General features: G+C 48.7%; 24 protein-coding genes. 8 read left to right on the top strand and 16 right to left on the bottom strand.

Features of this window, described 5'->3' with window-relative positions; genetic code table 11:
- The first annotated feature begins 216 nt into the window (after positions 1 to 216).
- The 4 genes from COV06_02500 (at position 217) to COV06_02485 (ending at position 3,840) form a co-directional block, all read left to right on the top strand.
- On the top strand, positions 217 to 1,044 hold the full coding sequence (locus tag COV06_02500; GenBank protein PIR47662.1) for an integrase: 828 nt from the start codon (positions 217 to 219) through the stop codon (positions 1,042 to 1,044).
- Positions 1,045 to 1,112: 68 nt separating this feature from the next.
- Positions 1,113 to 1,736, top strand: a complete 624-nt coding sequence (locus COV06_02495) for a repressor LexA (protein PIR47661.1) — start codon at positions 1,113 to 1,115, stop codon at positions 1,734 to 1,736.
- Between the two features lie 642 nt (positions 1,737 to 2,378).
- Positions 2,379 to 2,627, top strand: coding sequence for a hypothetical protein (locus tag COV06_02490; protein ID PIR47660.1), 249 nt, complete (start codon positions 2,379 to 2,381; stop codon positions 2,625 to 2,627).
- Positions 2,628 to 2,637: 10 nt separating this feature from the next.
- Positions 2,638 to 3,840 carry a hypothetical protein gene (locus COV06_02485; protein ID PIR47659.1) on the top strand — a complete coding sequence of 401 codons (1,203 nt, stop codon included), beginning with the start codon at positions 2,638 to 2,640 and terminating at the stop codon, positions 3,838 to 3,840.
- Between the two features lie 57 nt (positions 3,841 to 3,897).
- Here the strand turns inward: COV06_02485 and COV06_02480 are convergent, their stop codons facing one another.
- From COV06_02480 to COV06_02465, 4 genes are read right to left on the bottom strand one after another with little or no spacing between them, the layout of a single operon-like run.
- On the bottom strand, positions 3,898 to 4,542 hold the full coding sequence (locus COV06_02480; GenBank protein PIR47658.1) for a hypothetical protein: 645 nt from the start codon (positions 4,540 to 4,542) through the stop codon (positions 3,898 to 3,900).
- A gap of 2 nt (positions 4,543 to 4,544) precedes the next feature.
- Complete coding sequence (locus COV06_02475) at positions 4,545 to 5,237, bottom strand: hypothetical protein (GenBank protein ID PIR47657.1); 693 nt, start codon at positions 5,235 to 5,237, stop codon at positions 4,545 to 4,547.
- 4 nt (positions 5,238 to 5,241) lie between these two features.
- The gene (locus tag COV06_02470) at positions 5,242 to 6,384 is read right to left on the bottom strand and encodes an NAD-dependent malic enzyme (GenBank protein ID PIR47656.1); all 1,143 of its coding nucleotides are present in this window, start codon (positions 6,382 to 6,384) and stop codon (positions 5,242 to 5,244) included.
- A 1-nt stretch (position 6,385) separates the two neighbouring features.
- Positions 6,386 to 8,713: an ATP-dependent DNA helicase gene (locus COV06_02465; GenBank protein ID PIR47655.1), complete on the bottom strand. Its 2,328-nt coding sequence runs from the start codon at positions 8,711 to 8,713 to the stop codon at positions 6,386 to 6,388.
- A 14-nt stretch (positions 8,714 to 8,727) separates the two neighbouring features.
- On the opposite strand from COV06_02465, the gene COV06_02460 reads away from it, so the two are divergent.
- A complete protein-coding gene (locus tag COV06_02460) occupies positions 8,728 to 9,735 on the top strand; it encodes a hypothetical protein (GenBank protein ID PIR47654.1) in 1,008 nt (335 codons plus the stop codon).
- Between the two features lie 42 nt (positions 9,736 to 9,777).
- Here the strand turns inward: COV06_02460 and COV06_02455 are convergent, their stop codons facing one another.
- The 12 genes from COV06_02455 to rpsB form a co-directional block, all read right to left on the bottom strand.
- On the bottom strand, positions 9,778 to 10,812 hold the full coding sequence (locus tag COV06_02455) for a hypothetical protein (GenBank protein ID PIR47653.1): 1,035 nt from the start codon (positions 10,810 to 10,812) through the stop codon (positions 9,778 to 9,780).
- Positions 10,796 to 11,848, bottom strand: coding sequence for a hypothetical protein (locus COV06_02450; GenBank protein ID PIR47652.1), 1,053 nt, complete (start codon positions 11,846 to 11,848; stop codon positions 10,796 to 10,798). Before COV06_02450 ends, COV06_02455 begins: the two co-directional genes overlap by 17 nt.
- A 57-nt stretch (positions 11,849 to 11,905) precedes the next feature.
- A complete protein-coding gene (locus COV06_02445) occupies positions 11,906 to 13,078 on the bottom strand; it encodes a hypothetical protein (protein ID PIR47651.1) in 1,173 nt (390 codons plus the stop codon).
- A gap of 43 nt (positions 13,079 to 13,121) precedes the next feature.
- Complete coding sequence (locus COV06_02440; protein ID PIR47650.1) at positions 13,122 to 13,622, bottom strand: hypothetical protein; 501 nt, start codon at positions 13,620 to 13,622, stop codon at positions 13,122 to 13,124.
- Positions 13,619 to 15,211 carry a phosphoglycerate mutase (2,3-diphosphoglycerate-independent) gene (locus COV06_02435; protein ID PIR47649.1) on the bottom strand — a complete coding sequence of 531 codons (1,593 nt, stop codon included), beginning with the start codon at positions 15,209 to 15,211 and terminating at the stop codon, positions 13,619 to 13,621. Before COV06_02435 ends, COV06_02440 begins: the two co-directional genes overlap by 4 nt.
- Before the next feature lie 3 nt (positions 15,212 to 15,214).
- On the bottom strand, positions 15,215 to 16,486 hold the full coding sequence (locus COV06_02430; GenBank protein PIR47648.1) for a phosphopyruvate hydratase: 1,272 nt from the start codon (positions 16,484 to 16,486) through the stop codon (positions 15,215 to 15,217).
- The gene (gene pgk / locus COV06_02425; protein PIR47647.1) at positions 16,470 to 17,657 is read right to left on the bottom strand and encodes a phosphoglycerate kinase; all 1,188 of its coding nucleotides are present in this window, start codon (positions 17,655 to 17,657) and stop codon (positions 16,470 to 16,472) included. The genes COV06_02430 and pgk overlap by 17 nt, the downstream gene beginning before the upstream one ends.
- Positions 17,657 to 18,229, bottom strand: a complete 573-nt coding sequence (locus tag COV06_02420) for a hypothetical protein (protein ID PIR47646.1) — start codon at positions 18,227 to 18,229, stop codon at positions 17,657 to 17,659. Before COV06_02420 ends, pgk begins: the two co-directional genes overlap by 1 nt.
- Positions 18,126 to 19,061: a hypothetical protein gene (locus COV06_02415; protein PIR47645.1), complete on the bottom strand. Its 936-nt coding sequence runs from the start codon at positions 19,059 to 19,061 to the stop codon at positions 18,126 to 18,128. Before COV06_02415 ends, COV06_02420 begins: the two co-directional genes overlap by 104 nt.
- A gap of 1 nt (position 19,062) precedes the next feature.
- Positions 19,063 to 20,070 (bottom strand): type I glyceraldehyde-3-phosphate dehydrogenase, encoded by a 1,008-nt coding sequence (gap, locus tag COV06_02410; GenBank protein ID PIR47644.1) that lies wholly within the window; start codon positions 20,068 to 20,070, stop codon positions 19,063 to 19,065.
- A gap of 350 nt (positions 20,071 to 20,420) precedes the next feature.
- Positions 20,421 to 21,059 (bottom strand): translation elongation factor Ts, encoded by a 639-nt coding sequence (tsf, locus tag COV06_02405; GenBank protein PIR47643.1) that lies wholly within the window; start codon positions 21,057 to 21,059, stop codon positions 20,421 to 20,423.
- A 44-nt stretch (positions 21,060 to 21,103) separates the two neighbouring features.
- Positions 21,104 to 21,847 carry a 30S ribosomal protein S2 gene (rpsB, locus tag COV06_02400; GenBank protein ID PIR47642.1) on the bottom strand — a complete coding sequence of 248 codons (744 nt, stop codon included), beginning with the start codon at positions 21,845 to 21,847 and terminating at the stop codon, positions 21,104 to 21,106.
- Positions 21,848 to 22,104: 257 nt separating this feature from the next.
- Between rpsB and COV06_02395 the strand changes: the two genes are divergently transcribed.
- The 3 genes from COV06_02395 to prmC all read left to right on the top strand — a co-directional run bounded on the left by COV06_02395 (position 22,105) and on the right by prmC (position 24,421).
- Positions 22,105 to 22,401 carry a 50S ribosomal protein L31 gene (locus tag COV06_02395; GenBank protein ID PIR47641.1) on the top strand — a complete coding sequence of 99 codons (297 nt, stop codon included), beginning with the start codon at positions 22,105 to 22,107 and terminating at the stop codon, positions 22,399 to 22,401.
- A 77-nt stretch (positions 22,402 to 22,478) separates the two neighbouring features.
- Complete coding sequence (locus COV06_02390) at positions 22,479 to 23,528, top strand: peptide chain release factor 1 (protein ID PIR47640.1); 1,050 nt, start codon at positions 22,479 to 22,481, stop codon at positions 23,526 to 23,528.
- Between the two features lie 20 nt (positions 23,529 to 23,548).
- Complete coding sequence (gene prmC / locus COV06_02385) at positions 23,549 to 24,421, top strand: protein-(glutamine-N5) methyltransferase, release factor-specific (protein ID PIR47639.1); 873 nt, start codon at positions 23,549 to 23,551, stop codon at positions 24,419 to 24,421.
- The last annotated feature ends 241 nt before the right edge of the window (positions 24,422 to 24,662 follow it).

Below are 24,662 nucleotides of genomic sequence, written 5' to 3'. Positions count from 1 at the left end.
TAGAAATGAAGCGTAGCGCCATTTCTGCCGAACTGGTTATTATCTGAACTAACTGTGAATAAGTGTATCGAATGCGTTGGATATGCGCAATTGACAAATAAAAACGAGTACGCAACAATAGACATAGCTCTACGAGCCGCTATACCCCCTTTTAAGCTACATAAAAACAGCCCCTCAACCTCCCACCTGTGTGGGTTTTTATTTTAATAAACTTCTATGAACACTCAAACAAGCATTCAAAACGCTCTCAATCAAGCACATGACCTCCTATACCTCAAACAATACAGCTCGGCCACTCGTCGATCCTATCTGGGTTGCTTGCGCCGTTTTCTACAACAATATCCCGACACTCAAAGCCCAAATACAGAACACATAAAACAATTCCTTCTTGCGCTTCACAAAAACGCTCGTGCCGCACAAACGTGCAATTCCTATCTACATGCTATTAAATTCTACTATCAAGATGTTTTGCACATAGCTTGTCCTATTCATCTTCCTTATGCCAAGCGGCCTACACGACTACCTGTAACAATTTCACACGACAATATAGAAAAAATGCTAGCATCCCTCCAAAATAATAAGCACAAAGTAATGATCGCTTTGGCTTACGGAGCCGGTCTACGCGTATCAGAACTTACCAACCTTCGAGCAGGAAGTGTTGACTTCTCACGTGGTGTTCTCCTTGTTTTCCAAGGAAAAGGCCGCAAAGATCGCATAACCCTCCTACCAAAATCATTAATCCCGGCCCTTGCATCATTTACAGCCGGAAAAGCAGAAGATGATTACTTATTCGAGAGTCAGCGCGGCGGACGCCTTTCATCGCGCACACTACAAATTGTATTTGAACATGCCTGTCAACAAGTCAATATTACTCCATCGGCCACGTTTCACTCACTACGTCATAGTTTTGCTACACATCTTTTGGAAAATGGAACGGATATACGCCATATTCAACATCTTCTCGGACACACCAATATACGTACAACCCAACGGTACACCCACGTTGCTACAACATTTCTCCAAAGCATTGCAAGCCCACTCTAAGTTATCCCCAGGTTACCGCTTGCGTTCGGTTTTTGTTTGGGTATACTACGAACATAACACGAACGCCTATGGGAACTCCCCTCACCAAAAAACAATCAGAAGTCTTTAGCTTCATCAAGAAGTTCGTTGCCGAGGAAGGCTACGCACCTTCTTATAGAGAGATTGCCGAGTATTTTGAACTCTCTTCACCCGCAACGGCGTTTCAGCATGTGCAAGCGCTTGTGGAAAAAGGTTGTTTGGAAAGTGGTGCAGGCGGCCTAGCACGATCCATCGAAGTCGTAGAACCAGAACGCGAGATCAGCGATCGTGTGGCCATTCTCCCGTTTGCAGGTCTTATTACCGCAGGAGAGCCGATCGAGGCCGTAGAGACCAACGATACCATCGCTGTTCCCGCAGACTTCGTCGTAGATAAAATGAACTCCTACGTACTGCGTGTCAAAGGAGAATCCATGATTGACGATGGCATTTTGGACGGAGACTACGTCGTGATTGAACGCAATAATTATCCCAAAAATGGGGATGTCGTCGTTGCATTGCTCGATAACACACATGCGACGCTTAAACGGTTTTATAAAGAAGAGAAGCGTATCCGTTTGCAACCCGCCAACAAGACTATGAGCCCCATCTACGTACGTGACGTTATCATTCAGGGCGTCGTACGCGCGGTTATTAGAAGATTCCAAACGCTCTAGCCCCCACAATTTTGCTCTTCACTTCGGTGCGGAGCGGTCCTCCACCTTGCAAAAGGAATCCATGTGAGTACCGCCCTGTATCGAAACATGGACGATACAGAAGAAAAGAACTGCTACAAACACGTTCGTAGATGGCTAACCTCGTGGACGGGGGTCGCACGAGGCTGCGAGATACGAACGGAGTGGGTTATCAAACGGATAGCTCGCTACAATCAGGAAGATGAGAATCGAATACCTCATTTATTCCGTGTAGCAGTCTTTTATTCTCCCTAAATTTAATTCACCCTATCTAACCCACACAAGAAATCCAGTAATAACGTTCAAAAACAGCACAGAAAGATCTGTGTGCTTAGCGAATGAATCTAGGCTTTTAGCCGTCGTCCTCGAGAACACTCATGTTTTAACATACGAACCTATGCGTATTCTCAAAACGACTGTGTTTGAAGATTAGTAAACTCGGCGAAGAAGTCACTATGTTCACGTGTGCTCTCTACTTAATACCTATATTCCCTATGTCCAAATCTCTTGCGGTTCGTACCTGGAATGCAACCTATCAAACACGCAAACTCCGATCATTTCTTACACGTAAGCCACAGCGTCTTCACCGTCGCACCTACAAAATGATCATTGTTCGCGCTTAGTATGTCCGTTGAATGGATCAACGATCCCGTCGAGGTTCGTGTGGACTTCTGCGAAAAGCGCATCATTCCTCGAACACTCTATTGGAATCATAAGCTCTACCATATACGTGCGGTTAACATGATCCATTCCACACGAGAGGGAAGCCGCAAACTCTATTTTTTTTCCGTCTCAGACCTTACAAACTATTTCAAGTTACAACTTGATACAGAGAATCTTGAGTGGAAGTTAGTTGAAATGTATTCAGAATAATCCTCTGCGTATGTCGATCATTATGCACGTGGACTTTAATTCTTACTTCGCGAGTGTAGAACAGCAGGCGAACCCATTTTTGCGCGACAAAGCAATTGGAGTAGGTGGCAAACCAGGCACCAGAAGCGTTGTAACAACCGCGTCAACCCAAGCAAAACAGCGCGGAGTCAAGACGGCCATGAGCTCTTGGGAGGCGACAAACATTTGCCCTGAGCTGCAAATGATCAACGGTGACCCTCGCAAATATAGCGAGATAACTGATCGCTTTATGACTATTTTAAGCCGTTATTCGCCTAAAATCATGCAAACATCCGTGGACGAAGCGTTTGTAGATCTTACGGAACAAACAGATGATTGGATGGGAGCTATTGGAATTGCGCTCAATATTAAGCAAGATCTTGCTAAAGAGGTCGGCACGTTCGTTACGGTTTCTATCGGTCTAGCCAACAATACACTCATGGCAAAAATTGCCGGCGAATCAAAAAAACCAAATGGATTAACCATCGTGCAGCCGGACCAATATCTACAGTTTTTGTCAGAAAGATCTCTAGATGACATTCCTGGAATCGGTCGACATATTTTACGACACCTAGAAGAGCTGGGGATCTCTACCACGGCGCAACTACAACTCACACCACTTCCCCTCTTAATTAAAGAGTTCAAACAATACGGACTTTTTCTTTTTCAGGCATCTCGAGGAATTGGATCAACTGTATTAGACACGGACGATCACTTACCTAAATCCATTAGTCACTCCTATACCCTCCCCCAAGATCTCTCTCATCCATTCTTGGTGCGAGGAACGTTTTTACAACTCTGTGAGTGCGTAGCGTACAAACTTCGTTTCCAGCACCTTGTAGCACGATCTTTTTCCGTTATCTATAGGTCAGATGCACGTGTCTTCTCCTCTAAGCAGGCTTGTTTTGACAAACCTACACAGGACGGCATAGCTCTTTTTAGTTCTGGGTGGCCATATCTTGTACAATATCTTCAGCAAAATCGTTTACGACTTGTTGGAATCCGTGTCACGAACCTTGTCCCTGAGCATCAACAACTCTCCACAAACAAAAAAGAGCAGAAGTATGCGCTTCTCCTCCCTGCTCTAGACAAACTTACGGAAAAATTCGGACAACATGCCTGGACACGCGCCGCCGCTCTTAGCCCACATCTTCACGAGCGCACCTCCGGCTGGCATTTTGATCACAAAGCATAACCGAAACATACGGCATCCGTACTCACTCCTTACTTTGCGCCATCTATGGGACAGGGATCAAATTTTCCTTGCAATACAGCGCGTCAAACCAATTGCTGAATCCTTAAACGGTGACACTCCCTCAACATCGAGTAATTCTATAACAAACAAGCCCCTTAAAAGCCGCCGAATTTGGTCGAGAGAAAAATAACTTTTTTCTATATCTCGCTCTTGATCCAAATAAAGACCCTCCTCGATCTGTTTCATTGTATTCGTGGCCGGATCGTGTCTATTATTCATAGTAAAACAGAACTTTCCTTTTGATGCTAGTACACGGTGTATCTCATTAAAGATTCCCCGCGTCTCTTTCTCAGAGAAATAATGCAGCCCGAGGTTTGAAAATACTATCTCAAACACTTCATCTTCAAACGGCAGTACATTTCGCACGTCTACAACGAGATGTGCAATTGTTTCCTCTGCGGCCAGCATAGCTCGTTCGCGTGACAAATCGATTGCCACTTGAGATATATCTGTCGTAACGACAGTAAATCCATGTTGAGCAAAAAAAATGCTATCTTCCCCCTGACCTGCGCCAAGATTTAATAGCCGTCCCTGTGAATCGATAAAACCTAAGCATTGCTCCACAAAGAGATTAAGGGGCAAGGGTTCACTAACCTGACCGAAGGCCGTGTGTTTCTTTGACCAATAGTCCGCCGTATCCATAATTACTCAAACACTCCCTCCATTACATGATCAGCTGGCGCAATATTACCGTCATCCGGCTCTAAGGTAATCACAACTTTTTTATAATCCAAGCGGTCCTCAGGACTCTCAAATAATAAATACCATTTTAAATCATCCGCATGCTGAATAAACTTCCCCGTAGACACAAAATTAAATGGCTTAGAACGAATAAGCCATCCTTCGTAATAATAACCAACCGGTAGGTCTGGTAATGTCGCAACAATCACATGCTGAAATGCACCATCGGCAAATTGAGAAGAAGCTGCAGCTGTACCGTGGAAGCTTCCAATGGCTGCAAGATTAATCTCCACAGCGTTTGCCGCAACCGAGATATCCGTTGTGTCCTGTGCAATATTTGCTTCATTAATAACAGTTTCGTCTAAAACAATCGCATCGTCGACCGGAATGGACAGAACGTGCCCAGAAAGGATATCCGACACCGTTGTGTCGCTGCCCGTAGATCCTCCAACATCAAGCTTTGGGTTGTTGACCTCATCCGCATTTGTCAACACCTCCTCTTTATTAAAGCCGCGGCCAACAAAAAATGCAACCAGAAGGAGCGCACTAAATCCAAAAATACGTGGCCAAACAGATCCACGCCGAACTCCACGAACACGAGATGTCCGCTTCGCCGTTGATCGATTCCATTCTCTCGTGACTCGTCCTCGTCTCATACAGCTATTTTACCGCACTTGCCACCGCTTCCGCCACCTTTTCCGCGACGCCCGGATCTAATGGGCTTGGAACAATGTGTTCCGCTGTGGGATTTTGGATCATATCTGCCAATGCATGCGCGGCAGCAACCTTCATCTCCGTCGTAAATAGACGGGCTCTTACCGAGAGAGCACCTTTAAACATTCCCGGAAACACAAGCGCATTATTAATCTGATTCGCAAAATCACTGCGTCCCGTTGCAACGACCGCAGCTCCGCCAGCCCTTGCTTCCTCTGGCAGAATCTCTGGATCCGGATTAGCCATCGCAAATACAATTGCATCCTTTGCCATGGTTGCCACCATCTCTCGCGTAAGGACGTTAGGCGCCGATACACCAATAAAGACATCTTGCCCTCTAATCGCCTCGGCCAACGTGCCGGCGACATGGTCCGTATTATAGTCAACGACTTCCTGTTTGTACGTGTTGAGATTATCGCGTCCCTCCACGACTACTCCGCGGCTATCAACGACCGCAATACTTGCAACACCAACGCCGTGTAATAAATGTGCTGCCGCCAATCCCGCAGCCCCAGCTCCGTTAATCAACACGTGTAAATCCTTTATTTCTTTTCCAACAACACGCGCGGCGTTTATGAGCCCGGCCAAAATTACGGTCGCCGTTCCGTGTTGATCATCATGCATCACCGGTAAATCCAGCGCCTCAATCAAGCGTCGCTCTACCTCAAAACACGCGGGCGCCGCAATATCTTCCAAATTTATTCCCCCAAAAACAGGCGCAATGCGTATGACCGTCTCCACGATTTCATCGACGTTTTGCGTTGCCAAACAAATCGGAAACGCATCCACGTTGGCCAACTGCTTAAATAATGCCGCCTTGCCTTCCATAACCGGCAAAGCTGCTTCAGGCCCGATGTTTCCCAAACCAAGAACAGCAGATCCGTCCGTAATCACCGCGACCGTTCGACCCTTAATTGTTAAATCCCAAACAGATTCTGGATTTCTCGCAATCTCACGACATGGTTTTGCCACACCAGGTGTGTATGCGGCGGCGAGCATCTCTGGTGAATCAATCAAAAACGGAACACCTGTGGAAATTTTCCCATGGTATTTTGCATGCAATTCCATCGATGCCTTGTTGTAGTCCATATTAATACATTCCTAAATAACCTGAAGACGTTTTGGGACGAGATTCAACCTCGTCAAGCACAATCATGGGCTCCTGAGGGTTAAAATCACCTTGGTCGTACTGATCGTATCGCGATGGAGCCCTTCCTGCAACCGACCGGCTCATTGGGCCTGGCGATAACTCAGTTACTAATCCTGGCGATAATTCTTGTAAAAACATAGAAGGAAGGAAACTTTGATACGCGTCACCAATTCCCGTGGTCGCATAGGTGAGAAAGAGATGTTTACGCGCACGCGTGACGGCCACATAAAAGAGTCGACGTTCCTCCTGAATATCCGCCTCATTGTCCAGCGATTTTCTACTCGGAAATGATCCATCGGATAACGAGATAACAAAAACTGTATCCCATTCAAGCCCCTTTGCTTGATGAATGGTTGTGAGGATAATGCGAGGTTCATTAAACGACCGGTTACGATCCATAGAAGATCCAAACTCATCGCTCAATGTCACATCTTCTAAGAACACCGAGCGATCTGTGTATTGTTCCGCAAACATAGCAAGCTGTTCCAAGTCCGTAATGCGATCAGCCGAGTTTGTATACTGATGCTCCAAATACTCCACGTAGGGCGTCGACAACACCGCGCGTATTTGACTCGAGATAGATGTTGCCTCCAGAACTGTTTTGAGCATTTCGCGCGCCTGCTTCCATCCCTCGCCAGCTTTTTTTGGCAAAAAACCAAAAATCTCATCCCCCATCCATTCCTCGGGCTTACGTTCTTGTACAACGGAAATAATTTTTTGCGCCGTTACAGGTCCCACTCCTACCTGCATCGCTAAAATACGGAACCAAGAAGCCGCATCTCTTGGGTTTTCGATAATCCGTTGGAACGCGATTGCATCCTTAATGTGTGCACGCTCAAAAAATCGCATCCCTCCTCTGTAGTCGTAGGGAATGCGACGTTTCATGAGTTCAAATTCCAATGACTGCGACTGATACGCGGCACGAAACAACACAGCAATCTCTGCCGCCTCTCCATCATGATGTAACTTCGCTGTAATATGGTCCGCAATAAAGCTCGCTTCTTGTCTTGGGGATCTGTGCGGTGCCGTACTCGGTTTTTCACCAGATGTGTGAAATGGCTTCAGCTCTTTCTCGAATTGATCCGTATTATAGGCAATCGAATCATTGGCCAGCGCCAAAATCTCTGGTGTGGATCGATAGTTCGTTTCCAATCGAAATGTCTGTGAACTCTCAAACATAGACGGAAACTTGAGAATGTTTTGAATATCTGCCGCACGGAATGAATAAATACTTTGTGCGTCATCCCCCACCACCAAAATATTCCTATGGACCTTGGATAAGCGTGCCACAATATTTGCCTGCAAGACGTTTGTGTCTTGATACTCATCCACCAAAATATAACGAAATTGTGAGGCGAGTTGATCCTCAATTTCTGGCCACTCTACGAGCAAGCGATGCATATTCAGCAAAAGGTCATCAAAATCCATGGCGTTTGATGAAAACTTTTTTTGCTCATACAACTCTCCAATGCGCTCAATATCAAACATATGCTCGGAAAACTGCGGATAACGCTTCTCGATCACGCTTGGGATTGAAAGTGAGGCATTACGTGTATAACTCAAAACACTTTGCAGGTTTGGCGGCGAAGGAAAACGTCGACCTTTTGTGCTGACTTTCGCCTCTTTTACACACATTTTTATTAAACTCTTGCTGTCATCCTGATCCAAAATTGTATAGTTAGAAGCGTACCCAAGTTGCCCACTATGGCGACGTAACAGGCGGTTGGCAATCGAATGGAACGTTCCCGACCAAAGACTCCCAGGGTGCCGCGCAAGCAGACTTTCGAGCCGCGTCGTCATCTCCTTTGCCGCCTTATTGGTGAATGTTACGAGTAAAATCTCACTCGGCTTTACCCCATGCTCCAATAACCACGCTACGCGATAAATAATCGTGCGTGTTTTACCAGACCCGGCACCAGCAAGCACAAGTGTAGGTCCGTCCCCTTCTTGGACGACTCGTAGCTGTTCCTCGTTTAATTCCGATGCGTAATCAATAGACATGGGGAGATTATAGCAGATTGATGTTGAATACAGACCCCATCTTCCCGAATCATTGACATAGCCCTCTTTTTCCACTAATCTCACGGCGGAAGGAGGTGGCAATGAACAAACCACCCGGTAGAGGTTCCAAGGCAAGCGGTTCGCAAATCGAGCGGCGCAAGGTCCCCGTACGCAAAGGTGGCTGGGTGACCGGTCCCATGGTGCGCATCGGGTCCTGCCAGGCGTTCGTGCTTGCGGATCCCTGCGTGGAAGAAGGCAACAGCACATCGTTCCAAGAAGGGATGCACAAGGGCGGCACCGTGTTGGTGTCCAACAGGCGATTGGGCGGCTACATGATCTTTCCCGATCTCGACCGGGCGATCAGTGGTCTCTCGAGTGCCCGTGCGTTCTACGAGGGAGTTCCGTTCTGTGACGGCGAGTGTGCACGTCTCCGTACGTTCGAACAGTACGGGAAAGCCCTGAAGAACGGACTCCGCACGGGAGCACAGGCGGCGCACATCGTGGCGTTGTTGGACGACATGCTAGATCAAGTAGAAGGATCGGTGGACGACCGCAAGGCCCTCGCCGAAAACCTCCTCAACGTGCTGAGCCGCATGATCGAACGGGGTGCCGGAGATTCCGCGCAGGCACAACACTACCTGGAGGCAGCACGTCTGCAGGTGCACAACCGCGCACTCATCGTGGACAAGGGGATCCTCCCGGGGCTCTACGAGCGCACACTCCAGATGAGTCGCTACCGAACCTGGTGCGATCTAGTGGTCTTCTCGCTCCTCGAGCAAATCCGCGTACTCATGGCACACCCTCTTCTGACCACCTCCCCCAACGGGGAACGTCCGTCGAACTGGAGCGTGTACATGGAGCTACGACGATCAGTGCAGCACCTGCGCGAATGGCTGGAGGGTCTCGTTCTCCCGCGTCCCTACTTCAAGCACATCCGTCGTGTTGCAGCGGAGCTCAAGATGGTGGGTGCGCATCTGCAGAATCTGGCGTTTGAGTCCGCGCGTGATGCGCTCTCGGCCTCGTCCTCTGGACTGCAACTCCTCCGGCTTCGTCGGAACATGGAGTCCATGCGCGACATCCTGCGCGCAGAGGTGAATCAACCCACCATGCGTCAGATCCTGACTCGTCTGATCACAGAAGTCGTCGCCATCCCAGGACCCACGAGAGAACTCCTGAACGTCAACTCGTGCGTCCTCGCCCTACTAGAAGGACAAGAGCATGGGCTCGGGACTACTTCTCGATCCGCAACGCTGAGGGACGCCCTGCGCGACTTGCAGTCCTACCTCTGAACAACAAGACCCCCGCGCCATCACTGGTGCGGGGGAACATTTTTATAAATACCGGACACGATTTCTTAAATGCTCGTCATGTGTGCGTGCATAGACCACCTCCCCCTCAGGCGTCGTCAAGAAATACAAATAGTCGTTTGGCGTGGGGCTAAGCACCGCATCAATCGCCTCCTCACTCGGGTTGCTAATGGGTCCCACCGGCAAACCAGGATTTAAATACGTGTTGTAAGGTGATGGCGTGTCGCGATCTACGAACGTAACACCAGGATCACTCTTACCCGTTGCATAATTAACCGTGGAATCCATTTGTAATGGCATTCCCAGCGCCAATCGACGTTCGATCAAATCCGCTACCAGTCGCATATCCTCTGGCCGTCGCACTTCTCGTTCTAAAATTGAAGCAATCGTCACGATCTCAAAAAGGGATCGTGTATTTTTTTGTATGGAGCCTGCCTTTGCGTCCACAATGCGCTCCTGGAACGTGTCGAGTGCCTTTCGCAAGACGTCCTCTGCGTTGGCATTGGCAAACACGCGATAGGTTTCCGGGAATACATATCCTTCCAAATCCAATCCACGCGGGATTTGATTCAAAAATGGATAATCCGCTCGTATTGTAGCGTCTTTCGCTAACTGCATTACTTCATCTTCTTGCGCAATCCCTCGCTCCACTAACATGGCATCCAAATCCCTTAACGTCCACCCTTCCAAAATGGTCACCTTACGCTCGGCCACATGTGCGTCTACGAGAATCTCATATAGTTCTCGAATATTTGTTCCGGGATAAATTTCAAAATTCCCCGCTTGTAACGACTGTGCTTTCCCTGCAAGTCGACCATAAACTTTGAACCAAAACGGTGTATTGAGCAGTCCCTCGCTTACAAGTTGATCGATAATCGTGTTCACAGATGAGCCAGGAGTCACATCAATGATCACTGCCGTTGCGTTCTCATCCGGCGTACCAAAATAGATCGACCCCACACCTTGAATCGTTATTACCCCCAACCATAACATCCCAAGCACAACAATGAGTGCAACGACCCGTCCAAAGTTAGATTTTTTCCTATAGTCGTCCCTCATACCCTTCCGTTTTCATACGATTCAATAGATCTTTAATTTGCGGCACGGCGTCCCGGTGACATACAAGGATACTATCCTCCGTATTCACGATCATAATTCCATCCAATCCAACAGTCGTGACGAGTTGACCGTCCACCTGATTATACACAAAACAGTCGCGTGAATCCTGCGTGAGCACCGCACCCTCCGTAACGTTCATCTCCTCGCGCTCCGCCAGCGCTTCCTTCATGGCATACAACGTTCCCGGATCGCTCCACCCCATGTCGACCGACAGTACAATCGCCTGCGTCGGGTCCACATGTTCGGCAATCGCATTGTCAAAATGAATCGCCGGCAACAACGGATACATGGTTGCGATTTTCTCCTCATCCCCTACCATCTCTTGGAGTGCCTCAATCATTTCTAGTTGCTGCTCCTTGTAGATATTGAGAATGGCATCCATGTCATACACAAAATATCCAGGATTCCACAGCCACTCCCCCGAGGTGAGCATGGTCTGACATACCTCTAGCTCGGGACGATACTTCCATCCCAAAAAGGCGCGTGCACCCGGCGTTTGCTCTGGCCCCACATGAATCCATCCCAGGTTGTGATTGGCAAACCTCGGTCGCTCCCCGATAAAAACCAGCCGTTCTGGTGATTCTTGCACGAGTGCATCTGCCGTTTTGAGTGCTTCTCTAAACACCTCCGGGCGATCAATGAGGTGATCCGCCCAGAGCATTCCAATAATACCGCTCACGCCCTGCTTTTTTAATCGAACTAGGGCTAATCCAATCGCCGCCGTTAAATCTCGCTTTGCCGGCTCAGAGAAAATGTGTGACAAGTCTAATTCTGGGACCTGTTGTTGCACAAGCTCCACATATGCCGCATTTGTAGAAATATAAATGTGATCAAACCCAAACGTTCGCACGCGATCAATCGCCAGCTGTAATGTTGATTTTCCTTCAAAAAATGGCGCAAATTGCTTAGGCGTGGCGGTACGACTCAATGGCCACAGACGCGTTCCGGCCCCTCCCGCAAAAATAATGATATTCATGTAACATTTTGTGTTCACATACAGAGTATACACGATTTTAATAATGAGGGGGCGCCGTTAGACGCCCTCATACGTAAGCACCAGGTACTGTGTTCGCGACCCAGAGATCGCTCCATGCGCCGTCAGTTCCTGCACTGCATCTCCTGTGACCCAGCACACATAGGTTTTGGAGCGCGTATTCATAGGCGGACTCACAAGAGTATGTTGGTGATCTGCTCGCAAATCAGTGACTTCCGCCTCTGTCTGTACAAGCGTCACCTTCCACGGTCCGGCAGCATTCCATCCGCAAAGGAGGATATCGATCGCCGATTGTAGCCACTCGGTTTGTCCGGCAAGCTCTGCACGCATCCGCTGTTCCATCGTCGTACACGACAAGAACCGTACGTCCAACTCCGTAACCAGACCCTGAGCATGCCCGGCACTCAGAAGGAGCTCTGCCACGAGGTTCCCCGCACGGCTGGGAACGTTGTTGTATAGCGTGTCAAAAAGCCTATGTCGCAGGTTGAGCACATCCTGCATTGGCTCGATCCGCTTCACCGTAAACCCACTGTCGCACACCGCCACGAGATTCATGAGCACATCCACACCAAACCGCAGATTTCGCGGTCGTACGAGCCCCATGATCCTTCCGTCCAACTGCACGTAGGCCAACGTGTCCACGAGTGACAAGATACGTCCCAGCGTCCCTTGCTCGCGAATCACTGAGGCAACATCTTCCGGACGAACATCCAGTTGACGCAACGCAGATCTAATTTCCACGTCCGTGCACACCGTCTGGCACGCACGTTCCTCGTGATCCGCAAGTCGCAGCTCACGCATCAACCACCGATCTCCCGTGTGGGAAAATACCGGGTGGTCCACGTCGTGAAGCAACGCTGCGCACACGAGCGTCTTGAGATCCCTATCACACAAGGACAACCAGAGACCAGCAGGGAGTACGTGCGCAGCCACCTGCTGCACATGCGTCAGGCGTGTATGAGGGAACGGTCGCGCCAATAGGCTCGCACCCGAATCCTCTACGCGATACCGACGCTCTCCAAACTGCCGCCGCCCACTAAGACGCTGCATCCGCGGCGTGTCAATAAGCGCTTCAAACGCCTGACCGTTGGAATCAAAAAACTGCGACACACGCGCAGTCAGATCCGCACCAGCGATCTTGAACTCACATGCTAAGCGCATCGCCCATTCCTGAAACGATACCTCTTCCCATTGCGGGTCGTAGTCCATCATTCCACCTCCAAGGCGACATGCCTGTGTAGAGCTTACGTGAGAGCTACAAGAAGATCAAGAAATACGCTCCAAACACACTCAAACATCCAATAATTGATCCAGTAATGACATCACTTGGATAATGAACCCCTGCCATCACGCGACCAATCATCACGCCACCAATCAGCAGCGGCGCCATCCATAACCACCATCCTCCCAACAAAAATAAGATCGATCCAAAAATAGCCGCCATCATGGCATGATCCGACGGAAACGATCCACCCAACAACCATGTATGAATTAGTGCCTTGTACCCGTGCGTTGTATAGGGACGCTTGCGTGTATAGAATTTCCCTAACAAACTATTGACGATCCATCCAAACGCAAGCGCCAACGCAAGAAGAGCCACGCGACGCACGTCTAAAAATGTAAGTAGGACGACGAGAGCACCCATGATTATAATTAACCAACGAGCTAAAAAGATCGTAACAGCTCTCCTGCTCGAAGATTGCTTAGCACCAAAAAACAACGCGCGACTCAACCGGTGATCCAACTCTTGAATCATACAATCAGCGATTCCCCGGTCATACTTTGCGGTTTTGGAATGCCTAAAATATGGAGCATCGTTGGTGCCACATCGGCAATCATTCCCACGGGCGACACAAGGCTCAAATCATTATTTGGTACATCCCCAACCACAGACGGCTGACCTGCATACGCGTTCCCAATAATAATCAATGGAATTGGATTTGTACTGTGTTCCTTGTCCATTTGCGCCGTTGTGAGGTTGGACATCTCCTCGGCGTTTCCATGGTCTGCCGTAATTACCACGACACCATTTTTTGCTAATACCGCTTCTACAACTCTCCCCACAGCCACATCCACCGATTCAACCGCTAGCTTTGTCGCCTCAAAATTTCCCGTATGTCCCACCATATCCACGTTCGCAAAGTTGGCAATAATCACATCAAACGTCCCCGCTTTTATCTCTTTTACGATCCGATCCGTTACCCCCACTACACTCATTGCCGGCGTCTCGTCGTAGGAGGCTACGCGCGGAGACGGAATGACAACACGCTCTTCACCTGGAAACGGATTCTCACGCGTTCCGTTAAAGAAAAACGTGACGTGAGCGTATTTTTCTGTTTCTGCAATATGAAGCTGTTTCAATCCCGTGTTGGACAAAATTTCCGAGAGTCCCTTTGCAATCACTTCTGGCGGATAAGCAACCTCCACAGGCAATCCTTTTTCATATTCCATCATTGTTGTCACAAGAACGCCATTATTATAATCCCGTGAGAATCCATCAAACGTCGGTAAGACAAATGCGCGCGTGAGTTGACGCGCCCTGTCTGGTCGATAATTGTAAAAAAAGATTACATCGCCTTCCTGCACGGTTGCAACAGGTTTCCCTTTATTAACAATGACCGTTGGAACGAACTCTTCATCATAAACCTCACGTGCGTAACTTTCTTTGATCGCCAATAGCGGGTCTGTCGCCTCAACACCCACGCCTTCCGCCATGGCACGATACCCCTTCTCCGTACGGTCCCATTTATTATCACGATCCATGGAATAGAAACGCCCGCTAACACTCGCAATCTCCCCAACGCCAATCTCTTGTATTTTTTCCTGCAACAACTCAACCGCATGATAACCGGCGTTGTAAAGAGTGTCGCGCCCATCTAATATAACGTGCACGGCAACCTTCGTGAGTCCTAATTTTTTTGCTAGTTCCAAAATCGCATAACAATGTCGACTATGCGCGTGTACACCTCCCTCCGACAACAACCCAACCACATGAAGTGTTCCTCCGGACAATTTTACCGTTTCGATCATCTTGAGCAATGTCGGATTTGTAAAAAAATCACCCGTCTCAATGGCAAGATCGATCCGCGGAAGCGACTGATAGTACACGCGTCCTGCACCCATCGTAAGGTGACCGACCTCGGAGTTTCCCATCGAACCCCATTGCAATCCAACCGCCTCACCAGAAGCCCGGATTGGCATCGCCGGATAGGTCGCCACGAGACTATCCATAACAGGTGTATGTGCTTGAGAAATCGCGTTTCCTTGATCGTCTGGCGCAATTCCAAACCCATCCAGAATCAACAGGACGACCGGTTTTGGACGCGTTGTAGCTTCTTCTGGCATGTTTTATTTCTTGTGCAAGAGTTCCTCTTCAATCTCCATGAGTCGGTTGTATTTTACCAATCGCTCGGATCGAGAAGGCGCACCCGTTTTCACAAAATCCGCGTTCACCGCAACTGCCAAATCCGCAAGTGTAGTGTCCGTTGTCTCACCAGATCGATGAGAAATAATCACTTTGTATTTATTGGCTTGCGCGAGCTGAATCGTTTGAATGGTTTCCGATAACGTGCCAATTTGATTAAACTTAATAAGAATCGCGTTGGCGACCTGGCGATCAATTCCCGTCTGCAGCCTATCGGCATTTGTTACAAACAAGTCATCGCCAATCAGATAGACTTTTTTGCCAAGACGACGCGTCAATTCTTCCCATGCTTCCCATTTATCCTCTTGTAATCCATCCTCGATAGAGACAAACGGATATTTATCTACCCATTCCTCAATGAGATCAATCATCTGCTCATCCGTCATTTTCCGTTTATCGGTACGCATCACGTATCGATCTTTTTTCTCATTGTAAAACTCGTTTGCCGCCACATCCAATCCAAGGCGAATCTGTTTACCTGGAACATAGCCCGCCTTTTTAATGGCCTTCATGATGTAAATAAGCGCATCCTCAGTCTTGCCAAGGTTTGGCGCATAGCCACCTTCATTTCCCACATCCGTGTCCAATCCGGCTGCATGCAAAATATCTCCTAGTGCATGAAAAATTTCCGATCCTGCACGCACACGTTCTCGAAACGACCGAATCCCCGTTGGCGCTACGATAAATTCCTGAATATCCAAATTCGTATCTGCGTGCGACCCGCCGTTCAAGATATTCATAAGCGGCACGGGCATCTTCCATTTTTCCTCTAATATATCGAACGTCCAACGCAAGTACGCATACAAAGGCATATGCTTCGTTTTTGCCGCCGCATGTGCCACGGCCAACGACACGCCCAAAATGGCATTGGCCCCCAACCGTTTTTTGTTTACGGTTCCATCCAATTGAATCATGAGATCATCAATTCCTCGTTGATCCGTAACGCGCATCCCGCGTAGCTTAGGAGCAATACGCATGTTTACATTACGACACGCTTTCTTAACCCCTTTTCCTCCGTAACGTTTTGGATCTCCATCACGTAATTCCCAAGCTTCATGAGAACCGGTCGACGCACCCGATGGCACACTCGCGGTTCCAAGCACCCCGTTACGCGTCAAAACGGAAACCGCCACCGTGGGGTTCCCTCGTGAATCAAGAATTTCGTGAGCGTGAATTTGATCAATTTTGTCTGACATAGGTTTCCTCCTTAAGTACTTCAAGCGCAGGCAATGTTTGCCCTCCCACATATTCTAACATAGCTCCGCCGCCTGTTGAGACATGATCGATAAAATCCGTAAGCCGTAACTCCTCCAGTAACCCAACGGTGTTCCCTCCACCAACCACGCCATATACAGCGCCGCGTGCAAATTCTGCGACAAGGTGCGCAATCGCATCGGATCCAACGCGTGACGCTGGCTCCTCAATAATACCCACAGGACCGTTCCATAAAATCATCTTGGCTTTTTCTAATTCCGTACGCATGCGCAAAACAGATTCGGATCCTAGATCCACAATCACATCTGTAGGTTCGATCGCCTCCAATAAAATCCCCGCATACGTTCCGTCCGGCTTTTTTACGACAACGTCCACCGGCAACCGTAAAGACGTGTGCTGCAACAGTAACTCCGCCAATGCAACGTCTTCCGGTACATATAACGACGCACCGACATTCAATCCTTGTGCCACAAAAAACGTCGTCGCAATTGATCCACCTACAAATACAACGTCCGCCTCTTTCAGCAATGCGGTGAGCGCATGCAGCTTTGATGCTATTTTCTTTCCACCAACAATCGCCACGTACGGATGCGTTTTTACAGATCGAACAGGCTCTAATGCCTCCAATTCACGTACGATCGTTGGCCCCGCAAAGCTCTCCAAAAACTGCGTAATACCTGTCATACTCGCATGATCTCTGTGACAATTCCCAAATGCATCATCCATATACACGTCCCCAAGTGCGGCGAGTTGCTTTGCAAAGGTAGGATCATTTTTCTGCTCACCTGGATGAAACCGGAGATTCTCTAAAATTAAGACATCCCCTTTGGCCATCACCTGTGTTGCAGCCACAAGATCTTTTTGATCTCCCATAGCCACAAATCGCGCAGATTCTTTTGGTAGCTTCACCATGAGCGCCTGCGCAATCGGCAAAATGCTCATCTCCAGATCCACACCCTCTGGTCGCCCACGATGTCCCATGACAATCACGCGAGCACCTGCCGCTTGAAGTTGCTGAATCGTCGCAAGAGCCGAATCAAATCGAACAAGCCCTGGTGGCACAACTCCTTGCTCTACAGGCAAATCCAAATCAACACGCAACAAAACACGTTTTCCAGACAGAGACGCAAAATTAACTGTACGTACAGACATTATCCAATAAGGTAGGCGAGCCAAGGCGTTTTCTTAAACCATTTTTGCCTCATGACCCATGCATCGACTCCCCAAACAGCTCCAACAGAATGTGCCGCCATCACAAAAAACGCAACGAAATACATCACGTGTTCGTCGATCAGACCATGCGCGGTATTTGCCTCAAACTGGGCAAAGTAATAGAGCACCATCAACAGAGCTGCAAAAAACAGCGCGATTCGTGTTCCAAACCCAATGATCAATGCAACCCCAATGAGCAACATCCCCCAGGAATTTAATGCGTCCACCACGGGGCTACCCGCCATGGATTGAAAGAATCCTGCAAATGGACCGCTAGCCGCATTCAAATAACCAGTCGCCGACCAATCCGTGAGAATTTTTCCAAGGCCTGAAGCAAAAAACAATAAACCAGAAACAACACGAAGCACGAAGAAACTGATACGTTGTACGTTTGGTAAACGCATATCGCTATAAATGAAGAGTAAGTATATCAATCGTTGGAGGATTAAACAGCCGCGCCCGCGGTCCTGTCTCTCCAACACCCGGCGTAATCCAGAGCTGGCCTCCGTCATACGAGTACAGACCACAATCCCAGCCACGGCCCAGCACCGTCGGTAACGGCGGCACAGGTCCCAACCATGGTAAACGAATCTGTCCACAATGTGTATGACCCGAGATCACCAAATCTGCCTGATCCGACGTTGGGTCCAAAATGTAATCGGGGTTGTGTGCCAACATGATCGTCGGTTGATCCGGTTGAGCTTCTCCAAGTGCTTTGATCGGATCCGGCGTAAACCACACATCATCAATCCCCACAAAATTCACCACAGCACCACTCTCAAACACAAACGGTTCCGAAGCGTTACGCAACATGTGAATCCCGTATGATCCCATCGCCGCTGCAACCTGATTTGCGTCGGCAAACTCCTGGTCGTGGTTCCCCAACACCGCATACACGGGCTTGTTGATTTGACTGTAGGGCGCCAGCATCTCCACCTGCTCCGTCGCATTAAACACATAGTCACCAATAATCAAAACGACTTCTGCGTCAATCGCATTGATCTGATCCACTACTTTCTGTGCCCATGCCTCGTGTTTGTATGGGCCGGCATGCGGATCGGCAAATACGATCACGCGAACATCTCGATCCGCGTTTCCTTTTGCAATATCAATATACTGTTCGTGCGTACGCAAAATGTGTGGCTCAATGAACGATCCGTAAAAGACCGTCAGCCAAGACATGAGCAACAACACAACAACCGAAATACGCCACCAATGCCAACCCCGAAACCGAGCACGCGCCGTAAGTTCTGCAACAAGCACACCCGTCCCAACAAGAAACCCAAAGATGATCAGGTCAAAGACCTCCCAACCAATACCACCCATGAGCGGGACCGATTCCATGTTAACGTGTCTTACCGTATAAGACCGCCATCTCCGCAAGACGTGTTGAGTATCCCCATTCGTTGTCGTACCACGCCACAACCTTCACCATGTCTCCATCTACCACCATCGTCAAATCTGAGTTCACAATTGACGACGCGGGGTTTCCAATAATATCAGAGCTTACCAGCGGCTCGTCGGTGACTTCCAAAACACCCTTCCAACGTGGAAGTTTTGACGCACGTTTTAATGCCGCATTCACTTGTGCCGCCGTGACGTTTTTCTTCAAAATAACCGTAAAATCCGTTACTGATCCATCAATCACTGGTACACGGAACGCCATGCCATCAAATCGATCTTTAAGCTCTGGGATTGCCTCTGTGACCGCAATCGCCGCGCCTGTGGATGTTGGCACAATGTTAGCCGCCGCCGCGCGCGCACGTCGAGGATCCTTGGAGGGTCCGTCCTGCAAAACTTGCGTTGATGTGTACGCGTGAATTGTAGACATCATCGCTTTCTCCACACCAAATGCTTCTTCTAAAATCGCCATCACCGGTGCGGTGCAATTAGTGGTACAAGATGCATTGTCAATCACGGTTGCCGTCTCTCCTTTTAACCCCTCGTGATTAACACCTTTTACATACGTTGGGACATCTCCGCCCTTTGATGGTGCGCTAATAATCACGCCTTTGGCGCCTGCTTTTACATGTGCGCCTGCCGATTCTTGTGTGGTAAAAAATCCCGTACATTCCAATACAACATCCACCTTCATCTTCTTCCAAGGGAGTTTTGAGGGATCACGTTCACTCAACACGGGTATTTTTTTTCCGTTAATAGCGATCCAATTCTCACCATGCGTTACACGTTTTTGGTAGCGTCCGTGCACGGTATCGTTTTGTAAAAGCGCCGCAAGAATCGCGGGGCTCGTGAGATCGTTAATCGCCACAACCGTAAACCCAGGTTTTCCCAGGCCCACCTTAAGTGTGTTGCGACCGATGCGACCGAATCCATTAATAGCAATGTTTGGCATAAAAAATGTTTGCGAATGTGTGTAGTATAACAAAATGGGACGATTGGCGACATAGATAGCAGTTGATAGTTACTACTAATACTTATCCACAGTCCGCATATCACTTTTGTCGTACCTACGACATTTTTGATACAAAATTTCTTACTCTCATCTTTTATGTTCGGGTACATAATGCTTCTAACCGCCCCAAGAACTGCACGTTACGCATATCAGATTTGTCGCAGGTATGGCACTCTTGATACACAGTCTTAAATCATCGACGTAATACGTAGAAACAATGACCCATCCATTGAAAAACAAAACTCCCAGCCGTTTGACTGGGAGCTATATCAACTTGGTCAAATATTCAATTATTCCTCTTCTGGTTCTGGCGTAAACGGTGCGGCCTCGCACGCATTCATTCCTCCCTCGATGTTAAACCGAGCAAATCGGCTCACGCGAATGTTCTCACCAATCTTGGCGATTGCATCCGTAATCACCTGCTGAATCGTCTTCTCCTCGTCCATTACAAACTCTTGATTCAACAGCACCTGCTCTCCCAACCATTTTGCAATCTTTCCTTCCACAATCTTCGCCACCACTTCTGCCGGCTTTCCATCGGCTTCCTTGGCAAAATCCGCTTTCGCTTTTTCCATCACCTCAACGGGCACAGACTCGACATCCAAATACTGAGGATCAGACGCCGCAATATGCATCGCCAATTGACGTGCCAATTCGGCGAATTGTTCGTTTAATGCCACAAAGTCCGTCTCACACTGTAGTTCCAACATCACACCCAACTTTCCGTTTCCGTGGATGTAGCTGTAAATGAGTCCCTCGCTCGTAGAACGACCTGCACGTTTTGCTGCCTTGGCCGCACCTTTTTCTTTAAGGATCTCGATCGCTTTATCGGTATCTCCGTTTGCTTCCTCAAGTGCTTTCTTTACAACCATCATCCCTGCACCCGTACGCTCGCGTAACTCTGCAACGGTTTTTGCATCAATTGCCATACATGCGTTTTCTTTAATGAATTTTATTTTGCAACACGACTGCCTTATTTGATCGCCGCCTTTGCAATAACAGGAGCGGCCTTTTGAGGAACTATACGGTTCTTCTTTCCCTCCAACACGGCAGCAGCAATAAGGTCTGTCATCATCTCGATCGACTTAATTGCATCGTCATTTGCAGGGATCACGTGCTGCACAACCAATGGATTCACGTTCGTGTCACAAATAGCAACCACAGGGATACCCTTTCGGTTTGCTTCTTTAATCGCCGTCATCTCTGATCGCACGTCAAACACGGCAATGGCGTCTGGTTCCTTGTCGAGCGTCTTAAGCCCTCCAATGCGGATCTCCAAATCTGCAATCTCTCGCTCAAACGTCAATTGCTCACGCTTGCTGTACTTCTTCTGCATCTCACCCGTCTCAAACATCCGCTTGAGCATATGGTAACGCTTGATCAACTTTGAAATTTCAACAAAGTTTGTGAGTGTTCCTCCCAACCATCGCTCCGTAACGTAGGGCATCCCGCAACGGTCTGCCGCTTCTCGCACATACCCTTTTGTCTGCGCCTTGGTACCAAGAAACAAAATATTTCCGTTATTGGCAACCAATTGCTCTACGTATCCTGTAACCTTCTCAAGCTGCTCAAGCGTTTTCTCCAAATCAATGATATGGACGCCCTGACGCTTACCAAAAATAAACTCACCCATTTTAGGGTGCCATCGGGAGGCGAGGTGGCCAAAGTGCGCACCTGCCTGTAATAACTCCTCCATTGTAGGAAGTTTTGTGGACATAGGTTGATCCTTGTTCGTTGGGTTGTGCCAGATCTGGGACCCAGGTTTCTGGGCAGGACCACATCTGTTACGCACAAGCCTGTGTGATTAAGCTAGCGCAAGTATAGGAAATGGGGAGGTTTTTGTCAATAGAGATGCATCTTTTGGCGATAATTACGACACGACCGTCGTATTTCTGAGTTGCGACTTGACGCAAATGCGCTCTCCTGCTACTATCCCGTCACACTTAATGAACCGTATACAAGCGGTTTTACCTTATGAAATCCGACATCCACCCAAACTACACAGTCGCCGCGACGGTCAAATGTACCTCGTGCGAGAATACGTTCGAGACAGGATCCACCAAGAGTGAGATTACAACGGAATTGTGCAACAAGTGCCATCCGTTCTATACAGGAACCATGCGTATCCTCGACTCTGCTCACCGTGTGGAACGATTCGAAACACGAACCGCGCAGCAATCAGGCGACCCTCTTCGAAAGAAGAGTGAGAAAACTGCCGCACGACGTGCAAAACGTGCAGATAAGCAAAAGGAAGAAACCAAAATTTCCTAAAGACCAAATCCGGCCTGAACCCCAACCTCTGGTTATGGGTACGGGTCGGATCTTTGGTTCTTTGATAGAATCACGTTATGGCTATTCATGATTACAAAAAAGAAAAGCAGGAATTAGAAGATCAGCTCTCTGATCCCAAGCTTTTGTCTGACAAAAAAAATTACGCAGATGTCTCACGCGCTTACAAGCGTGTTTGCACTATTGTTGAACTCGCAGAAACAATCAACTTCACGCGAGCGAACATAGAAGAAGCTCGCGAACTTCAAGAGGACACAGATCCAGAGATGCAGACCATGGCCCAGGGAATCCTGGAGAGTCTTGAGCCGTCCCTTATTGCGCTCGAGGAACGACTCGAATTATTACTTATTCCACCAGACCCGATCGATAAAAACGATGCGATTTTGGAATTCCGTGCCGGAACCGGAGGAGACGAAGCAGCATTGTTTGCCGGTGAGTTGATGCGTATGTACATGCGCTACGCAGAAATGCAGGGATGGAAAACGTCTGTGATTACCGTGAGCGAGACAGAACTCGGAGGACTCAAAGAAGCCATCATCGAAATGACCGGCGAAGACGTCTACGGAAACCTTAAATGGGAATCTGGCGTACATCGTGTACAACGTGTTCCAGAAACAGAAAAGGCCGGGCGTATTCATACATCCACGGCGAGTGTTGTGGTTATGCCAAAAATTGAGGAAGAAGAGTTTGACATGGACATGACGGAACTCGACATCCAAGCAACCACCTCACAGGGAGCAGGAGGCCAGAGCGTCAATACCACCTACTCGGCCATTAGAATCATCCATCGACCAACAGGTATTATTGTGACCTGTCAGGACGAACGTTCTCAAACGCAAAACAAAATCAAAGCCCTCGCCGTCATGCGCGCGCGCTTGTTCCAGTTGCGTGAAGAAGAAAAGCGTAAGGAGCTAGACGAGACACGAAGGTCACAAATCGGTACCGGTGATCGATCCGAAAAAATCCGCACCTACAACTTTCCACAAGATCGCGTCACGGATCATCGCATCAAGGAAAGTTGGAATAATCTTCCCGTGATTATGGAAGGCTATATTGAACCAATTATTGTCGCTCTTAAAAAAGCGGCACGAGATGAACAGGCTGCCTAAACCCCCGGCCTGTCTTTTTTATGAATCGTTTACAGCTCATTCAGGCCATTGCCGATTGTCTGCAGGATCGTCCCTACGCACTCCAAGATGCACGACAACTTGTGTCACATGCCTGCTCCTGCTCAATCGAGGAACTCCTAGCGCACCCAGAAACCTCTGTGTCGGGCCGTGTCGTACGGCAAGCTATGCGTCTGGGTCGCAAACGTGCAAAAGATGTTCCGATGGCCTACTTACTTGGATACCGATATTTTTTTGGCCGTCGATTGATCGTCGACAAACACGTCCTCATTCCGCGACCTGAGACCGAGCACCTTGTAGAAGAAGCGGTGCGTCTTGTGAGCAAAAACTTGTCCCATCACACCCTCTTTTTAGATATTGGGACAGGGTCCGGCGCCGTTGCCATTACCCTCGCCGCAGAAACACAACAACACGTGATTGCCACAGATATCTCTCATTCTTCGCTCAGTGTGGCACGCAAGAACGCTCGATCTCTGCACGTGGATCACCTCATTGAATTTAAACAGGGATCTTTGTTGCAGCCAGTGAAATCAGCGTACTTCCACGGGTTTGACCAGGTGATCCTCTTGGCAAACCTTCCTTACCTGACGTTTGAGCTCTTAGAAGATTCGCCCAAGGAGGTGGTTGAATACGAGCCGATTCTAGCACTCGTGTCGGATGAAAACGACGGTCTCGATTTGTACCGCGAGATGCTCATGGAATGGACTGCAAAACGCACGGCTTTTCCACAAAACACACAGATTCTTTTGGAGATTGATCCGCGACAAGCGTTGGTAGTAGAGACGATGGTACAAGAGATTCTTCCTCACGCCACGATCTCCATTCTCCCCGATCTCGCCAACCTCCCGCGCGTGGTTTGCCTCTCAAACTTCTAAAAAGGTTTTGACCCGCAACAGATGTGCCGCGGGTCACGTTTTTTTCTCTTCCTACCGAGTCAACAAAGCTTGTAGTGCCAGGGATGCCTCGGCGGTCATGTCGATCAGAAACCCCACTTGTTCCCGCCTGAGCCGTGCAAACCCTGCGGCGATTCGAAGGTCTTCCAGCGGCTCTGGCAAGAATGCGCGCAGGCGAGCCGCACTACACGGCCGAGCTTCAACACGTCCTGACAGCCAAACT

The organism is Candidatus Uhrbacteria bacterium CG10_big_fil_rev_8_21_14_0_10_50_16 (assembly GCA_002774875.1).
GTDB lineage: Bacteria > Patescibacteriota > Patescibacteriia > UBA9934 > UBA11717 > UBA11717.
The sequence above is the reverse complement of the archived record's forward strand: the minus strand, read 5'-3'. Positions and strand labels throughout refer to the sequence as shown.

Coding starts and splice junctions, on each gene's coding strand:
- tsf (PIR47643.1), bottom strand. CDS start 21,059: ATGGCAATTGATGCAAAAACCGTTGCAGAGTTACGCGAGCGTACGGGT.
- COV06_02395 (PIR47641.1), top strand. CDS start 22,105: ATGAAATCCGACATCCACCCAAACTACACAGTCGCCGCGACGGTCAAA.
- COV06_02455 (PIR47653.1), bottom strand. CDS start 10,812: ATGAGGGACGACTATAGGAAAAAATCTAACTTTGGACGGGTCGTTGCA.
- COV06_02440 (PIR47650.1), bottom strand. CDS start 13,622: ATGATTCAAGAGTTGGATCACCGGTTGAGTCGCGCGTTGTTTTTTGGT.
- COV06_02445 (PIR47651.1), bottom strand. CDS start 13,078: ATGATGGACTACGACCCGCAATGGGAAGAGGTATCGTTTCAGGAATGG.
- COV06_02430 (PIR47648.1), bottom strand. CDS start 16,486: ATGTCAGACAAAATTGATCAAATTCACGCTCACGAAATTCTTGATTCA.
- prmC (PIR47639.1), top strand. CDS start 23,549: ATGAATCGTTTACAGCTCATTCAGGCCATTGCCGATTGTCTGCAGGAT.
- COV06_02480 (PIR47658.1), bottom strand. CDS start 4,542: ATGGATACGGCGGACTATTGGTCAAAGAAACACACGGCCTTCGGTCAG.
- COV06_02420 (PIR47646.1), bottom strand. CDS start 18,229: ATGACGGAGGCCAGCTCTGGATTACGCCGGGTGTTGGAGAGACAGGAC.
- COV06_02390 (PIR47640.1), top strand. CDS start 22,479: ATGGCTATTCATGATTACAAAAAAGAAAAGCAGGAATTAGAAGATCAG.
- COV06_02415 (PIR47645.1), bottom strand. CDS start 19,061: ATGGAATCGGTCCCGCTCATGGGTGGTATTGGTTGGGAGGTCTTTGAC.
- COV06_02460 (PIR47654.1), top strand. CDS start 8,728: ATGCACAAGGGCGGCACCGTGTTGGTGTCCAACAGGCGATTGGGCGGC.
- COV06_02450 (PIR47652.1), bottom strand. CDS start 11,848: ATGAATATCATTATTTTTGCGGGAGGGGCCGGAACGCGTCTGTGGCCA.
- COV06_02470 (PIR47656.1), bottom strand. CDS start 6,384: ATGGACTACAACAAGGCATCGATGGAATTGCATGCAAAATACCATGGG.
- COV06_02465 (PIR47655.1), bottom strand. CDS start 8,713: ATGTGCTGTTGCCTTCTTCCACGCAGGGATCCGCAAGCACGAACGCCT.
- pgk (PIR47647.1), bottom strand. CDS start 17,657: ATGTCTGTACGTACAGTTAATTTTGCGTCTCTGTCTGGAAAACGTGTT.
- COV06_02475 (PIR47657.1), bottom strand. CDS start 5,237: ATGAGACGAGGACGAGTCACGAGAGAATGGAATCGATCAACGGCGAAG.
- rpsB (PIR47642.1), bottom strand. CDS start 21,847: ATGTCCACAAAACTTCCTACAATGGAGGAGTTATTACAGGCAGGTGCG.
- COV06_02435 (PIR47649.1), bottom strand. CDS start 15,211: ATGCCAGAAGAAGCTACAACGCGTCCAAAACCGGTCGTCCTGTTGATT.
- COV06_02485 (PIR47659.1), top strand. CDS start 2,638: ATGTCGATCATTATGCACGTGGACTTTAATTCTTACTTCGCGAGTGTA.
- gap (PIR47644.1), bottom strand. CDS start 20,070: ATGCCAAACATTGCTATTAATGGATTCGGTCGCATCGGTCGCAACACA.
- COV06_02490 (PIR47660.1), top strand. CDS start 2,379: ATGTCCGTTGAATGGATCAACGATCCCGTCGAGGTTCGTGTGGACTTC.
- COV06_02500 (PIR47662.1), top strand. CDS start 217: ATGAACACTCAAACAAGCATTCAAAACGCTCTCAATCAAGCACATGAC.
- COV06_02495 (PIR47661.1), top strand. CDS start 1,113: ATGGGAACTCCCCTCACCAAAAAACAATCAGAAGTCTTTAGCTTCATC.